The sequence below is a fragment of the Cyclobacterium salsum genome, assembly GCF_010119245.1.
GTDB classification, from domain to species: Bacteria; Bacteroidota; Bacteroidia; order Cytophagales; family Cyclobacteriaceae; genus Cyclobacterium; species Cyclobacterium salsum.
In genome coordinates, this window is sequence record NZ_WNKG01000004.1 from 181,128 (window position 1) to 196,167 (window position 15,040).

A 15,040-nucleotide genomic window follows, 5' to 3' on the forward strand; every position below is an offset into this window, starting at 1 on the left:
GAAACCTATGCCCGCTACATCGCCTGTCAACGCACATTTAAGGCCAATTCAATATAGGCAAAATCCTGTTGAAACTGCTTGTGAAGCGTGATACTGATCCAAAAAAAAACCGATTGCGTAGTTCAATCGGTTTTTTTTTTGAATTTTTGCCGTGTTAATTTCCTTCCAGCGCATTGGCTCCGGCCACAATTTCGAGAATTTCATTGGTAATGGCTGCCTGACGCGTACGATTGTACACCAATTTCAATTCTTTAAGCAATTCAGCGGCATTATCGGTAGCCTTACTCATAGCGGTCATCCTCGCACCATGTTCAGAGGCATTACTATCCAAAATCGCCTTATAAAACTGAATTTTCAATGAATTCGGAACCAGTTCCTCAATGATATACTCCCGGGATGGCTCCACCAGGTATTCCTGGCTCGGCTTACTGTCTCCTTCCTCCGGCTCAATTTTGCTAATCGGTAAAAACTGTTCCTTAATTACCGCCTGGGTGGCTACGTTCTTGAATTCATTGTAGACCAATAGTACGTTATCAAACTTTCCGGCTACAAAGGAATCCATTACAAATTCGGCTGCTTCTTTTACCGGTTCAAAGGAAACATCTTCAAACAACTTGGCATAATCCGTATGAGTGGAAAAATCTTTCTTCTTGAAGAAATCCAGGGCCTTTTTCCCTACCGGCATCACGGTAATCTGTTTGTCCGCATGTTCTTCCGTAAGGGCCATGGTGGCTTTCAGGATATTGGAATTAAAGGCACCGCATAATCCTTTATCAGAGGTGATGGGAACAATAAGAAGCTTGGACACAGGTCGCTCTTCCGCATAAACGATATCGGTACCTCCTTCGGTACCGGAGGTAATATTATTCAAGATAGAAGTCAGCTTTTGGGAATAAGGTCTCATCTGGACAATCTTGTCCTGGGCTCTTCTCAACTTGGCTGCCGCCACCATTTTCATGGCCTTGGTGATTTGCTGAGTAGAGCTTACTGAATTGATCCTTTCCTTTACTTCTTTAAGATTGGCCATAACCGTTTATATCCTTCTATGTATAGAATTCCTAAAATTACTTGGCAGCGTATTTTGGCGCAATTTCATCAACTGCCTTTTTCAGGAGTGTGCCCATCGTATCCATATCCGCCTTGTTGATGGCCGTTAGTACCTCGGGATACTGCGCCTTAATGATGTTATAGAAATCTTTTTCAAACGCTTTTACACTTTCCACCGGTATTTTATCCAGTAAACCTTTTGTAGAAGCAAAAATGATAGCAACCTGAAATTCGACCTTGACGGGAGAATACTGTCCCTGTTTCAAGATTTCCTGATTCCTTCTTCCCCGCTCAATCGTCCTTTTGGTCGTTGGGTCAAGATCGGATCCAAATTTAGAGAAGGCTTCCAATTCCCGAAACTGTGCCTGATCCAGTTTAAGCGTTCCCGCTACCTTTTTCATGGCCTTGATTTGGGCGTTTCCTCCTACACGAGATACCGAAATACCTACGTTAATGGCAGGCCGAATACCGGCGTTAAAAAGATTGGTCTCCAGGAATATCTGTCCATCGGTAATGGAAATTACGTTGGTCGGAATGTAAGCCGAAACGTCCCCTGCCTGGGTTTCAATAATGGGCAGGGCGGTTAAGGATCCGCCACCCTTCACCAAAGGTGCCAGAGAAGGTGGCAAGTCATTCATTTGACTGGCAATTTCATCCGATGCGTTAATTTTCGCAGCTCTCTCCAACAATCTGGAGTGTAGGTAAAAAACGTCACCTGGGTAAGCTTCTCTTCCCGGAGGTCTTCTAAGTAACAGGGATACTTCCCGGTACGCTACCGCTTGTTTGGAAAGATCATCATACACTACCAGCGCGGGTTTACCCGTATCTCTGAAAAACTCCCCAATGGCAGCACCAGTAAAGGGGGCAAAGAACTGCATGGGAGCAGGATCAGCAGCTGAAGCACTCACAATGACCGTATAGGGCAAGGCTCCTCCTTTTTCAAGCGAGGCCACCACATTCGCAACCGTAGAGGCCTTCTGACCAATCGCTACGTAGATACAAAATACCGGCTCTCCTCTATCGTAAAATTCTCTTTGATTCAGAATGGTATCAATGGCCACTGCAGTCTTACCTGTTTGCCGGTCACCAATGATCAATTCCCGTTGGCCTCTTCCGATCGGAATCATGGCATCAATGGATTTAATCCCCGTTTGAAGTGGCTCGTTTACAGGCTGACGATAAATAACACCCGGAGCCTTTCGCTCCAGCGGCATTTCGTAAAGTTCACCTTCCAAGGGGCCTTTTCCGTCTATTGGCGTTCCGAGGGTGTCCACCACCCTACCTAACATGCCTTCTCCTGCCTTGATAGAAGCAATTTTCTTGGTTCTTTTAACGGTGTCTCCTTCACGAACGGACTTCGCGTCGCCAAAGAGTACGGCTCCAACATTGTCCTCTTCCAGGTTAAGCACCATGGCCTTCAACCCATTCTCAAATTCGATCAGTTCCCCTGCCTGGGCTTTGGAAAGTCCATAAATTCGGGCTACCCCATCACCAACTTGGAGCACGGTCCCAACTTCTTCCAATTCCGCTTGGGTTCTGGCACCAGAAAGCTGTTCTTTCAAAATTGCCGAAACTTCATCAGGTCTTACATCTGCCATTATTATATAGGATTAGTATTGATTACTGCTAATTTTAATATTTCTTCTCGTAAAGGTTTTGGGTAAAACCTAATCGTAATTGTTGCAATTTGCTTTTTATGGATTCGTCAAGCTGCCTGTCTTCTATTCTTAATATAAAGCCTCCGATTACATTCGGATTGATTTTCTCAATCAATTCCACCTTATCCTTGCCGGAAACTTCTTTAACGATATCTTTGAAGGCCTGCCTTAATGCCTCGTCCAACTGAATGGTGGCCACTACTTCCGCCGGTTGGATACCCAAATGCTCGTTGTACAGGCGATGAAACCCCTGGGCCATATCCGGAAGTAAGCCTTCCCTCCCTTTTTTACTCACCAATTCAAAAAACTTCATTGAAAGCGGGGTCACGGATTTTCCATAAAGCGCCCGGATCAATTTCAACTTCTGGTCGGAAGTGATGACCGGACTTTTAATAGCATCCACGAAATCAGGACTTTGCCCCGCCATATCGAGAACACCATTCATATCCTGATGTACCTTTTCCAATAGGTCATTTTCCACTGCCAGTTCCAACAAGGATTTTGCGTATCGTGAAGCTACTCTGTATGCTGACATTGTGGGGAGATTAATTTAGTTTTATGTCTTTAACGAATTCCTCGACCAACTTCTTTTGAGCGGGCTCACTGGAAAGGTTTTGTCTCATTAGTTTTTCAGCTATCAACAGAGACATCTCAGCCACCTGTATCTTTACGTCCATCAAGGCCGCCTGCTTTTCCGTTTCAATAACTGCTTTGGCGTCTTCAATCATTTTGGCACCGGCATTGGCTGCTTCGCCTTTCGCATCCTCCATTAACTTCGCCGCGTATTCATTGGCGGATTTCAGGATTTCATCCCGTTCAATCCGTGCCTCCTGAAGCAGTTTTTCATTCTCAGCGACCAGGTTGGCCATTTCCATTTTAGCCTTTTCCGCTTCGTTAAGGGATGCCTCAATCGCTCCATCCCGCTCTTCTAATGCGGCCAGTATGGGATTCCAGGCAAACTTTGCCAACAGGAAAAACAAGATGGCAAATCCTACCGTTTGCCAGATAATCAAACCTAAATCGGGGCTAATCAGATCCATGGTGTCTATTCGTTATGCTTGTAATGGGATTTGTTCAATTTTTAAAATAGGGGACCGGCCTATCGCCGCCCCCCATACTTTTGCTAGAAAGTTAAGTTGCCATTAAGTGCAATCAGCAGACAAACTACCACTGCAAACAAGGAAACCACTTCAATAAGAGCAGCAATGATCAACATCGCAGTCTGGATTTTTCCAGCAGCCTCTGGCTGTCGTGCGATGCCTTCCATGGCTTGCCCACCGATTCTACCAATACCCAGACCTGCGCCTATCGCTACAATTCCGGCACCGATACCCGCACCCATAAGTGCAAAACCGGCAGTCAATAATAAAGAAGTCAACATACTCGTTTTTTATTTAAATTAAATTGAACAAAGAAATTTCGATTTAATGATCATGCCCATGTTCCGCCACAGCCGCACCAATGTACATGGCCGAAAACAGGGTGAAAACATAAGCCTGAATGGTCGCCACCAATAATTCAATAACATTGATAAATACCACCATTAGGGTAGATGCCACTCCGACTGCATAGGATTCAAATACAAAGATCAGCCCTATGAAACTCAGGATAACAATGTGCCCCGCTGTAATCGCTACAAATAACCTGACCGTTAGAGCAAAAGGCTTGGTAAATAAACCAATTATCTCCACGGGCACGATAATTAACAATAAGGGAAGTGGCACTCCCGGAGTGGCCACCACGTGTTTCCAATAAGCCTTGTTTCCATTGAAGTTTGTAACAAAGAAGGTGATCATTGCCAATGTTACGGTGACCGCAATATTGCCTGTAAGGTTCGCTGCTCCAGGTAATAGGCCCAAAAGGTTCCCAATCCAGATGAAGAAGAAAAGGGACAACAAATAAGGCGTAAACTTTTTGTATTTGGGTCCGATATTGGGAAGGGCAATTTCATCCCGTACGAATACCACGATGGGTTCCACAAAGGATGCGATCCCTTTCGGAGCCCTGTTGGGGTGCTTTTTATAATGTTTGGATGCTCCAAGCATCAGGTATAGCGTTACCCCTATCACCAAAAATAGCATGGCTACGTTTTTGGTGATACTCACATCGATAAAACTCCTGCTTTCATCAACCGCCTGCAACTTGTCATTTTCATCTATATAATAGCCTTCATGTTCCACACCGAAATGGTGAGTTTCGGAATCTACAAAGGAGGAGGAAGAGAAAAATTCAAATCCTCTGTCTCCGGAATAGACAATGACCGGAAGCGGCAGGGTAATGTGCGTATGACCAAGGGTGGCAAAGTGCCATTCATGGGAGTCCTTGATATGGTGCATGATGAAACTTGTTTTGTCTTCATCCTCACCGGAAGCTGCCATGGAAACAGCGGAAAACGCCAGTAAAACTACTGACAATAAGAAACTTAACCTGATAAATTTGCGGAACATCAAAATATTTTTTATCGCCTATTTCGAATGAAGGCGCAAATTAGTTATTAAGCTGTACATATCAAACAATAAGTACAACAAATAAATGATAAAGAAATCTACTACAAACCAAAGTAAATTTTTATCACCTGCCCATAAAATAATAAAAACAAAGCCGATACTAAAAAGTAATCGGAGCACCGTGATGCCCAGGATCACCGATACCGAATTAAATGTTTCCAGTTTCATCAACAGGGTCGCCAACACACCGGTACTTCCGGTCAGCACCGCAAAAAAAAGCAACATGGCCCAAAAATGCCTGTGAAACCAGGGGCCGGGAAATAAGACCTGTCCTCCCGCAGCTATCAAGGCCAAAAGCAGGGTGAAAACGGTGATTTTTACCAATCCTTTTATCTGAAGGGATTTCATACGATTTTGATTTGCTTTTTAATGGCCATACGCCTGTCCCGATCTTAAATCGGGAGAATCTCGCTGTATGACTATTCATCCCACTGTGGGATGTATTCGTCATGTAGCGCAAATCGGGGGTTTAGTTTGACGGGCCTTATCGATTTTCATCGGATTTGAGGGATCTAAAAAGCTGATAAAAAGCCAGGGAAAGCGAAAGAAAACAACCCAGCAGCAGGTATAATGGAAAAACCATGCCGCTTTTTAAATGGAGTTTGTAACCAAGCCATGTGCCCAGCGCGATGATCGCCCCCATCTGGAAAGCAAGTCCAAAATATTTAACGTAAGCCGGTGGCTCAGTTTGAGGAGGCTTGTTGTTTGGGGTTGACATGATCCCTGTCCACTTTTAACTGATTGTTAGTGCCCATATTGCATTTTCCGTTAAACTCCGCACCATTTTCGATAATGAGCTTTTTGGTGTAAATATCCCCTATGATGAGCGCGGTTTTTTTGAGAAAAAGGGATTCCTCGCATTGGATGTCACCATTGACCTGGCCTGAAATTTCCACTTCGGAGGCTTTCACATCGCCATTCACTTTTGCCGATTCTCCGATAATGATTTTCTGCTGTGAGTCCAGCGATCCCTCTACCGTACCTTCTACCCGGATATTTCCCTGGGACCCAATATTTCCAACGATTACCGTTCCCATTGCTACCAAATTGCTGGAGGTCACCAGTTCATTGGTATTTCTTTTATCATCCGTGTTCTTTGCCATAATTAATCAAATGTTATGAATTCCCGGGGATCTAGCGGATTTCCTCTGTACCACAATTCCAGGTGCAAATGCTGGCCTGTGGTTTGTTCGCCTGTGTTGCCGATGATGGATACAATCTCACCACCACGCACAGGATCGCCAATAGCTTTCAATATTACAGAATTATGTTTGTAAATCGAAATCAATTCATTCGAATGCTGTATTCCTACTACATAACCGGTATCCAGGGTCCAGCTGGCAAAAATGACGGTTCCATCTGCGACGGCCTTTACTGGCTCATTTTCCCCCGCTACCACGTCTATTCCAAAATGATTTCCCGAAGCCGAAAAACTGCTCGTCACCACTCCCTTCACTGGAGGGAAAAAATAATTATCGGTAAAGGTACTGCTACCCAGATTGCCAAAACCTCCTTCTTCGAGCGGTAGGGATTCGAATTCGCTGATTATTTGCTGGGTAGCATCGCTACTCTTAAAGAGATCAATTTCCGATCGGTCCACTTGTTGTTCTCCCTGGTTTTCTGCTGGCTCCGTTTGTTCCTCATCCGTATCAGTTTCCCCGGAAAGGACCATTTGTATGTTTCGAACATACTGATCCTTGGCTTCCACTTCAAGTATCAGGGAATCGACCGTCTCCGATAGCGAATGAATTCGCACCATGTTTTCGGTCTCCACATACAAAGGATCAAACCATCGGGCCAGCAATGTCTTAGACAAAAACAAGGAAAGAACAAAACAGGTCAGAAACACCAAAGCGAACAATAATCCGACCCGTATCTTCGTAATATTAAAGGAAGTGATGACCGAAAAGTCTTCCTCTTTTCTGATGACAATCAGAAACTTGGTTTCAATCCAGTCATTTATTTTCTGTTTTACGCTCAATGGGCTTATTATTTAAAGATTTATCTTTTACAAAAATAGAATTTAATTCCTTTCGTTTAAATTTTTATCGCAAAAGAACTAATTTGAACCCTATTTCAAATTCAAACACCTTGTACAAATCGATCCTTTTTCTGCGACCTTATATGATCCTACTGGCCTTATTGGCTGGGGTAATTTCCTGCTCTTCCCAAAAGGATACGTTTACCAATCGCCTGTATCATAATACAACGGCTAGATTTAATGCCTATTATTATGCCAAAGAAAAAATCAAGGAATTGGAAATCGAAATTGAAAAAGAGTATCAGGAAGATTTTTCTCAAGTACTACCCGTTTTTTATCCCATAGACAGCAGCACCATAGAAGCAAATGAGACCCTGCTGGATGAAGCCAGGGAAATGGCCTCCAAAGCGGTGGATTGGCATAAAATCAGTAAGTGGGTGGACCCGGCTTACCTGCTGATCGGCAGAGTAGATTATTATAAGGGTAAGTTCGACGACGCGCAGAACACCTTTAAATATTTAAATGTCAACAGTACTCAAGACCCGGTCCGGCACGAAGCGTTGATTCGCTTATTGAAATCCTTTATAGACCTTCGCCAGTTTGAGGATGCTAATTTTGTAGTAGACTACCTTTCTAAAGAACCGGACATAAGCAAAGAAAATAAAAAACTGCTCTACAAAACCCTGGCTTATTATTATGAGTCCCGGGGAGAAACAGATATGATTGTGCCTTCCTTATTTAAATCATTGGAATTTACCGATGACAAGGCTGAAATCTCCCGAATCAATTTCATATTGGGTCAGATGTACCAAAAGGCGGGATTGGATGCGTTTGCCTACGAATACTACCAAAAATCCTTATCGGGTAGCCCCAATTACGAACGCACTTTCTTTGCCCAACTGTTTTCCCAGCAGGTCGCTGAACTGGAAAAAAGCAAGGACCTAAAAAGAGTAAGAGACTACTATGATGCCCTTTATTCTGATAACAAGAATGTTGAATTTCGGGATGTTATCCTTTTTGAAAAAGGACGTTTTGAAAAAAAACAAGGAAATCTGGACGAGGCCATCCGGCTCTACTCGCTGGCTGCAAAAGAGCCTGGCGAGAATGAGCGGCAGAAGGGGTATATATATCAGGAATTATCCGAGGTGTTCCTCCACGAAAAAGAGGATTTTCTCAAGACCAAATATTACCTGGACAGTGCTTTGTCAAAATTCAAGGAATCTGACAGAAACTATGCAACCCTGGCATCGAGAAAAGTAGTTTTTGATCAATTTGCGGAAAATTTTGAGCTGTTAACCCGAAATGACAGCCTGATAAGACTAAGCCGCCTGAGTCCTGAGGAACAGGAAACGTATGTGGATACCTATTTGGCCCAGGAAGAAGCCCGTTTAATTCAGGAAGCAGAACGGGCAAATCAAAAGAAAAACACCGGGATCTTTGACAACTTACTGGCCTTTGGAGGGAGTGGCGGCAGTAGCGGATCCACTTTTTACTGGGACAATCCGGTGGCAATTCAGCGCGGTTCGCTGGAATTTAATAAAGTCTGGGGCAATCGCTCCCTAACGGACAATTGGAGAAGCAGCGACCGCAGCTTTCAGGATATCCCAGGGGAAGAAGATCAGTCAGCCTCATCCGAGGAAACAGAAGAGGGTATCACGGAAGATTCACAGGAAACAGCCCTTGCCACGCAGCTTCCAGACAAAGGCAGCTTATTGAGTCAAATACCGAATGAACCGGAAACCCGCGAATTGATGTTGGAGGAGATGGAAAATGCCTATTTTAATCTGGGAAAACTCCTTTATTTTGACCTCGAAGAACCACAGATGGCCATTTCCAACCTGGAAATGCTTATCGAAAAGTTTCCGGAAACACCAAAAAAACCCGAAGCGTATTATACCTTATACCTGGCATCCAGGGATCTGGACCTCCGTGCGGAAAAATACGCCCAGCTGCTTAATACTGAATTTCCTGATTCTCAATTCACCAAATCGATCAATAATCCAGATCAGGTATCAGGTTCTCAGGCAAATTTTGAATCGGGGCAAAATTACAAGGAGGCTTATGCACGTTACCGGGAACAAGAATATACTTCCGCACGCAGTATCATAAGGGAATCCCTAAACCGATACCCGCTAACCAAAAATACGGACCGGTTATTGCTGCTGGATATCTTGATTGCAGGGAAGCTGGAATCGGTAGACCGATACAAAGAACGGCTCCAAAGTTTCCTTCAAAATGCCGAGGACGAACCATTACGGGATTTTGCACAGAAATTGCTTGACGCTGTCAGTGAAGGAGACGAAGCGGTGGCAAGCAGTGAAGAGGAAACATTGCCGGGAGAAGAGACTGTTGCAGCAGATCAGAACCAGGACCAACTAGCGCCTGAGGCAGAAGCATCCCCCTACCAAGCGAACGCCTCTCAAACCCATATTTTTATTTTACCTATGGATGAAGATATGGCTGAAAATTCGGGAGATCTGACGGCAGCATTGGAAGGTTTTCACGCTGAAAATTTCTCTGTTGAGCGGTTGAGGACAGGCACTATTGCCATCACCAGAGAAACGAAGATTCTAATTATTAGCCCCTTTCCCAATGCGGAAAAGTCTATGAATTACCGGGAAACGTTTTTAAGCAGTTTTAACAGTGATTCATTACCGGAGGAGCAAAAAAATAGTAGTTTTGTTATTTCAATAGAAAACTTCCAGCAACTCAACAAACGAAAGGATCTGGAAGAGTACAGGTCCTTCTATGAGCAAGCTTATTAATAACTAATATGAGTAATAGTAAAAAGAGTAATGCTAAGCCTTTGTATAAAAACATCATCCGATACATGTGGCTTGTTTTTGTTTTGGGATTGGTTGGGTTGGTCCTCTTCATTGCCGCTGTAAATGCCAACTTCCTGGGCTTGTTTGGAGACATGCCGGATTTTGAATCGCTTGAAAATCCGGAAAGCGAACTAGCCTCCGAGTTGTATTCAGCGGACGGTATTTTGCTGGGAAAATATTTCCGGGAGAACAGGACGCCTGTCACCTATAATGAACTCGCTCCAAACCTGATCAATGCCCTGGTTGCCACAGAAGATGTTCGCTTTGAGGACCACTCTGGTATAGACCCCAGGGGTTTGTCCCGCGTATTGGTCAAAAGCCTACTCCTAGGTCAGCGAGGTGCAGGGGGTGGAAGTACACTAAGCCAACAAACGGCAAAAAACCTATTCAAAACACGTACAAAAGCATCGCAGGGCTTTTTGAGCAATGTTCCTGTCCTGAGAATGATTATTATTAAAACCAAGGAATGGCTCGTGGCGGCAAAACTGGAAAGGGCTTACACAAAAGAGGAATTGCTTACCATGTACCTGAATACTTCCGACTTTGGGAGCAATTCGTTCGGAATCAAGACCGCTGCCAGCACCTTCTTCAACAAGGAGCCCAGGGACTTGAGCATCCAGGAATCTGCCACATTGGTAGGTCTTTTTAAAGCTCCCTCCTACTACAGCCCGGTTTATAATCCTGAGAATTCTCTTCGTAGAAGAAACACGGTATTGTCGCAGATGAATAAGTATGATTTCATTACCCAGTCCCAATACGACAGCATTTCTAATATGCCCATTGAATTGGAGTACAATGTGGAAGGTCATAATGAAGGATTAGCTACTTACTTCCGAGAGGTCGTCAAAGCCGATTTAATCCAATGGACAAAAGAAAACCTGAAACCGGATGGTACCAATTACGACCTGTTTGGGGATGGCCTGCGGATTTATACCACCATCGATAGCCGGCTGCAAAAGTATGCAGAAGAGGCAGTGGCTGAGCACATGCCTGAACTTCAGGAGAAATTCGAAGCGGAGATTGGGGATCGGGATCCCTGGATAGACAGCCAGCGCAGGCCTATTCCAAATTTTCTTGAAAATGCTGTAAAAAGAACCGAATCCTATCGAAACCTCCGTTCCAGGTATGGAGACGATACGGACAGCATTGAGTACAAACTGAATGAAAAGAAAAAAATGACGGTTTTTTCCTATGAAAAAGGAGAAATAGACACCCTTATGAGCACCATGGATTCCTTACGGTATTACAAAAAATTCCTTCAAACAGGTTTCGTTTCGATGGATCCCCATAGTGGACATATTAAAGCCTGGGTCGGGGGCGTTAATCACAAGCATTTCAAGTACGATCACGTGAAGCAGGGAAAAAGACAACCCGGCTCCACTTTTAAGCCCTTTGTGTATGCCGCCGCCATAGAAAACGGGTACGGACCCTGTTATACGGTGATTGATCAGCCTGTGGAAATCAACCAGCCCGATCAGCCCACCTGGAAGCCCAGCAATGCCAATGGGGAATTCACTTACGAACGCATGACCATCCGCTCGGCCATGTCCCAGTCCGTTAATTCCATTACGGCCTATATGATGAAAAAACTAAGCCCCAGTGTGGTGGTTGAAACCGCACATCGGATTGGCATTACGAGCGAACTAGAAGCGGTCCCTGCCCTGGCATTGGGAACCGTGGATGTTTCTATCATGGAAATGGTCGGTGCCTTCAGCACCTTTGTTAACAAAGGAGAGCACATTACTCCTATTTACATCGACAGGATTGAAGACAAATTCGGTAATGTTTTGCACCAGTTTATCCCTCGTAAACGACCGGCGATGAGTGAAGAAGATGCCTATATCATGGTGTACATGCTCCGGGGAGGAACAGAGGAAGAAGGCGGAACGAGCCAAGGCCTCCCCAGAAATATCAGAGACGAAGGAAATGAAATAGGTGGGAAAACCGGAACTACTCAGAATGCCTCTGATGGTTGGTATATGGGCATTACCAAAGACCTGGTTAGTGGCGTTTGGGTAGGAGGCGATGACCGGGCCATCCATTTCAGAAGCTGGCTCAACGGGCAGGGTTCCAGAACCGCGCGCCCCATCTGGTCAAAGTTTATGACTAAAGTTTACGAGGATCCCAGTTTGGACATCACCAAGGGACCTTTTCCGAAACCAGAACGCCCACTGAGCATAGAGATTGATTGTTCTTTGTATGACTTGAATCAGGACGAGTATCAGGAATTTGATTATGATGCCACCAGTACGGATTTCTGATCCAACGGGCATGCATTGATTTCAAAAACGCAATGATTTTGTCTCTATGGACATGCATTCTCCATCTTACCTTCCGACGGAACATCAGCAGCTTCCGGACCTCCCCGGTGTCTACCGCTATTACAACAAAGATGGTAAACTCATTTATGTAGGGAAAGCTAAAAGCCTGAAAAAAAGGGTCGGTAGCTATTTTAGCAAAAGTACTGGCCTTAACCAAAAGACCCGCCGGATGGTGAGGGAAATCCACACCATCGAGATCACCATTGTCAATTCGGAATTTGATGCCTTACTGCTTGAGAATAACCTGATTAAAAAATCGCAGCCGAGGTATAACGTTCTGTTAAAAGACGACAAAACCTATCCGTACCTGCTGCTTACGGATGAACCTTTTCCCAGAATCTACCCCACCCGTAGGGTAATCCCGTCTAAGGGCACCTATTATGGGCCTTTTGCTAGTGTCAAGGCGATGAATAATGTGCTCGACCTTATTCTTTCCCTTTTCACCATCCGGACCTGTAAACTAGACCTGGCTCCTGAAAAGATAGCCGCTTCCAAATACAAGGTTTGCCTGGAGTACCATCTGGGAAACTGCAAGGGGCCTTGTGAAGGGCTGCAGGATGAAAAAAACTACCTGGCTGATATCGAACAGGCGCGGAATATTCTAAAAGGAAACCTCGGGATTGCCAAAAGCTTCTTTAAGGAACACATGCAGGCAGCAGCGTCAGCGTTGGATTATGAAACGGCACAGCGCTTTAAAGAGAAACTGGATCTGCTTGAAAAATACCAGGCCAAATCACTGGTAATCAATCCAAATGCCGATAGTCTGGACGTGTTTGCCATTGTCAGTGAAGAAAAGTTTGCTTTTGTGAACTACCTGCGGATAAAAAATGGTGCCATCACCCTTAGCAAAACGGTAGAGCTAAAAAAGAAACTGGACGAAACCGACCAGGAGCTACTTCTTACCGCTATCGTGCGGCTGCGGGATCAGTTTCAAAGTGATGCCAGGGAAGTATTAGTCAACGTGGAATTTGAGGATTCTCCGGAAGGCTTGCACCTAACCCTGCCTAAAATTGGCGATAAGCGAAAACTGATTGAATTAAGTTTAAAAAACGCCTTGTACTACAAAAAGGAAAAGGCCCTACTGGCAGGGGAGACCAAAGACAAAAAAAATAGAGTGCTTCTGCAACTTCAGCAAGACCTATCCTTAAGCGAATTGCCTACGCATATCGAATGCTTTGACAATTCTAACATACAAGGAAGTAACCCCGTGGCAAGTATGGTTTGCTTTAAGGATGGGAAACCAGCCAAGAAGGAATACCGGCACTACCACATCAAAACCGTAACGGGGCCTAATGACTTCGCCAGTATGGAAGAGGTCGTTTACAGAAGGTACAAAAGGATGGCTCAGGAAGAAATGGCCTTACCCCAATTGGTCGTAATCGATGGGGGAAAGGGGCAGTTGTCTTCGGCTGTCGCAGCACTCAAACGTATCGATCTATATGGAAAAATCCCTATAATTGGCATCGCCAAACGTTTAGAGGAAATCTATTTTCCAGGAGATATCTATCCCCTTTATATAGATAAAAAATCCGAATCTTTGCGACTGATCCAGCGGATTAGGGATGAGGCGCACCGTTTTGCGATTACTTTTCACCGTAATTTAAGAAGTAAGGGAGCGCTCAATTCCCAATTAACAGGCATAGAAGGTATCGGAGAAAATACGGCACAGAAACTTTTGAAGCATTTTAAATCCTTCAAAAACATTCAAAACGCCAGCCTGGACCAACTTACGGGTGTTGCCGGAAAAGATAAAGCGGAAAAAATTCACGCTGCCCTCCATCCATAAAAAAAAGCGACCTTCTTTTGAAAGCCGCTTTTTCTATACATGGAGAGCAATTTGCTTACCACTCCCATAAGTTATTTTCCCATTCCAGCAGGTCATACTCAAATTCCAGGGAATTTAAGAAGGCCTGCAATTCAACATTTGGATTTTCTGCATCAACCATATCTACAATCAAGGCATTGTCCGGATTGGTATATTTCCTGACCACGGATCTGAATAATCGCAAATCAAAGGCCTGACTATAAGGCAAATGCTTGGACGTATTTTGAAAATTCAGCCAGCGGCCCTTCTCCATATCGTCAAAATAATTATAAAAATCCTTGTACCGGATAAACGCAATGGATTTCTGCCCGGCACCAGAGTTTGTTTCCGATGGCATGACCAACTCCAGGTATTTTACATCAAACTTTACTTCGGAGCGGTGCTTATCAAAAACGAAATCCTCCCGAAAATCCAAGTAATAAACGTCTTTCACAAAAACACTATCGCCATTTTCGGCTGTAAGAAAATTCGTTTGAAACTCACTAATGGAAAGGGGCTGCGTAAACTCCTCGTCCGCAAAAATCTCAAAGGCATTTTCATTTACAATGGCATTGTAAATATTCATCATAATACCATCCGACTTGAGTCCACCGGTACCATAAAGGGGAAGATTAAATTTCTCCCTCAAATCAATTCGGCGCCAGACCCCGACCTGATACATTTTATCTGCCTCCCTTATGGGAAGGACCGAATACGTTGTATCGATTTCAAACTCGGTATCTCCCATATCCATATTCGGGTTTTGGGTGTTGGTGTTCTGGGAAAAAGCAGGCAAGGCCAGCAGATTCAGCGCCAGGAACAACAGCCAAAAATTTACGAATGGTTTATTTGATACATTCATGTTTTCTTTCATTTAATTCTAAAACGCTCCAATCG

At 44.3% G+C, this 15,040-nt stretch carries 14 protein-coding genes; 3 read left to right on the forward strand and 11 right to left on the reverse strand.

The window, feature by feature from the left end:
* Positions 1 to 154: 154 nt before the first annotated feature.
* From atpG to GJS45_RS08155, 10 genes are all read right to left on the reverse strand, one after another.
* Positions 155 to 1,027 (reverse strand): ATP synthase F1 subunit gamma, encoded by an 873-nt coding sequence (gene atpG / locus GJS45_RS08110; RefSeq protein WP_162340979.1) that lies wholly within the window; start codon positions 1,025 to 1,027, stop codon positions 155 to 157.
* Between the two features lie 37 nt (positions 1,028 to 1,064).
* Entirely contained in the window at positions 1,065 to 2,645 is a 1,581-nt protein-coding gene (gene atpA / locus GJS45_RS08115) for a F0F1 ATP synthase subunit alpha (RefSeq protein WP_162340980.1), read from the reverse strand.
* Positions 2,646 to 2,679: 34 nt separating this feature from the next.
* Positions 2,680 to 3,240, reverse strand: coding sequence for an ATP synthase F1 subunit delta (atpH, locus tag GJS45_RS08120; protein ID WP_162340981.1), 561 nt, complete (start codon positions 3,238 to 3,240; stop codon positions 2,680 to 2,682).
* 10 nt (positions 3,241 to 3,250) lie between these two features.
* Positions 3,251 to 3,745 (reverse strand): F0F1 ATP synthase subunit B, encoded by a 495-nt coding sequence (gene atpF, locus GJS45_RS08125; RefSeq protein ID WP_162340982.1) that lies wholly within the window; start codon positions 3,743 to 3,745, stop codon positions 3,251 to 3,253.
* An 83-nt stretch (positions 3,746 to 3,828) separates the two neighbouring features.
* Positions 3,829 to 4,086 carry an ATP synthase F0 subunit C gene (gene atpE, locus GJS45_RS08130; protein WP_010854327.1) on the reverse strand — a complete coding sequence of 86 codons (258 nt, stop codon included), beginning with the start codon at positions 4,084 to 4,086 and terminating at the stop codon, positions 3,829 to 3,831.
* A 43-nt stretch (positions 4,087 to 4,129) separates the two neighbouring features.
* Complete coding sequence (gene atpB, locus GJS45_RS08135) at positions 4,130 to 5,152, reverse strand: F0F1 ATP synthase subunit A (protein WP_162340983.1); 1,023 nt, start codon at positions 5,150 to 5,152, stop codon at positions 4,130 to 4,132.
* A gap of 18 nt (positions 5,153 to 5,170) precedes the next feature.
* On the reverse strand, positions 5,171 to 5,560 hold the full coding sequence (locus GJS45_RS08140) for a hypothetical protein (RefSeq protein WP_162340984.1): 390 nt from the start codon (positions 5,558 to 5,560) through the stop codon (positions 5,171 to 5,173).
* Between the two features lie 136 nt (positions 5,561 to 5,696).
* The gene (locus tag GJS45_RS08145) at positions 5,697 to 5,930 is read right to left on the reverse strand and encodes an AtpZ/AtpI family protein (RefSeq protein WP_162340985.1); all 234 of its coding nucleotides are present in this window, start codon (positions 5,928 to 5,930) and stop codon (positions 5,697 to 5,699) included.
* Positions 5,896 to 6,315 (reverse strand): bactofilin family protein, encoded by a 420-nt coding sequence (locus tag GJS45_RS08150; RefSeq protein WP_162340986.1) that lies wholly within the window; start codon positions 6,313 to 6,315, stop codon positions 5,896 to 5,898. Before GJS45_RS08150 ends, GJS45_RS08145 begins: the two co-directional genes overlap by 35 nt.
* Positions 6,316 to 6,317: 2 nt before the next feature.
* Positions 6,318 to 7,193, reverse strand: a complete 876-nt coding sequence (locus tag GJS45_RS08155; protein ID WP_162340987.1) for a M23 family metallopeptidase — start codon at positions 7,191 to 7,193, stop codon at positions 6,318 to 6,320.
* A gap of 110 nt (positions 7,194 to 7,303) precedes the next feature.
* Here GJS45_RS08155 and porW point away from each other — a divergent pair, with 110 nt between their 5' ends.
* The 3 genes from porW to uvrC are packed head-to-tail and all read left to right on the forward strand — an operon-like array spanning position 7,304 to position 14,125.
* Positions 7,304 to 9,958 carry a type IX secretion system periplasmic lipoprotein PorW/SprE gene (gene porW, locus GJS45_RS08160; protein ID WP_162340988.1) on the forward strand — a complete coding sequence of 885 codons (2,655 nt, stop codon included), beginning with the start codon at positions 7,304 to 7,306 and terminating at the stop codon, positions 9,956 to 9,958.
* Positions 9,959 to 9,966: 8 nt separating this feature from the next.
* Positions 9,967 to 12,279 (forward strand): penicillin-binding protein 1A, encoded by a 2,313-nt coding sequence (locus GJS45_RS08165; protein WP_202928054.1) that lies wholly within the window; start codon positions 9,967 to 9,969, stop codon positions 12,277 to 12,279.
* Between the two features lie 52 nt (positions 12,280 to 12,331).
* A complete protein-coding gene (gene uvrC, locus GJS45_RS08170) occupies positions 12,332 to 14,125 on the forward strand; it encodes an excinuclease ABC subunit UvrC (protein ID WP_162340989.1) in 1,794 nt (597 codons plus the stop codon).
* Positions 14,126 to 14,180: 55 nt separating this feature from the next.
* Here uvrC and porN read toward each other — a convergent pair whose 3' ends face one another.
* Positions 14,181 to 15,005: a type IX secretion system ring subunit PorN/GldN gene (gene porN, locus GJS45_RS08175; RefSeq protein WP_162340990.1), complete on the reverse strand. Its 825-nt coding sequence runs from the start codon at positions 15,003 to 15,005 to the stop codon at positions 14,181 to 14,183.
* Positions 15,006 to 15,040 lie beyond the last annotated feature (35 nt).

Coding starts and splice junctions, on each gene's coding strand:
- GJS45_RS08145 (WP_162340985.1), bottom strand. CDS start 5,930: ATGTCAACCCCAAACAACAAGCCTCCTCAAACTGAGCCACCGGCTTAC.
- porN (WP_162340990.1), bottom strand. CDS start 15,005: ATGAATGTATCAAATAAACCATTCGTAAATTTTTGGCTGTTGTTCCTG.
- uvrC (WP_162340989.1), top strand. CDS start 12,332: ATGCATTCTCCATCTTACCTTCCGACGGAACATCAGCAGCTTCCGGAC.
- GJS45_RS08165 (WP_202928054.1), top strand. CDS start 9,967: ATGAGTAATAGTAAAAAGAGTAATGCTAAGCCTTTGTATAAAAACATC.
- atpG (WP_162340979.1), bottom strand. CDS start 1,027: ATGGCCAATCTTAAAGAAGTAAAGGAAAGGATCAATTCAGTAAGCTCT.
- atpE (WP_010854327.1), bottom strand. CDS start 4,086: ATGTTGACTTCTTTATTATTGACTGCCGGTTTTGCACTTATGGGTGCG.
- GJS45_RS08150 (WP_162340986.1), bottom strand. CDS start 6,315: ATGGCAAAGAACACGGATGATAAAAGAAATACCAATGAACTGGTGACC.
- GJS45_RS08140 (WP_162340984.1), bottom strand. CDS start 5,560: ATGAAATCCCTTCAGATAAAAGGATTGGTAAAAATCACCGTTTTCACC.
- atpA (WP_162340980.1), bottom strand. CDS start 2,645: ATGGCAGATGTAAGACCTGATGAAGTTTCGGCAATTTTGAAAGAACAG.
- atpB (WP_162340983.1), bottom strand. CDS start 5,152: ATGTTCCGCAAATTTATCAGGTTAAGTTTCTTATTGTCAGTAGTTTTA.
- atpH (WP_162340981.1), bottom strand. CDS start 3,240: ATGTCAGCATACAGAGTAGCTTCACGATACGCAAAATCCTTGTTGGAA.
- atpF (WP_162340982.1), bottom strand. CDS start 3,745: ATGGATCTGATTAGCCCCGATTTAGGTTTGATTATCTGGCAAACGGTA.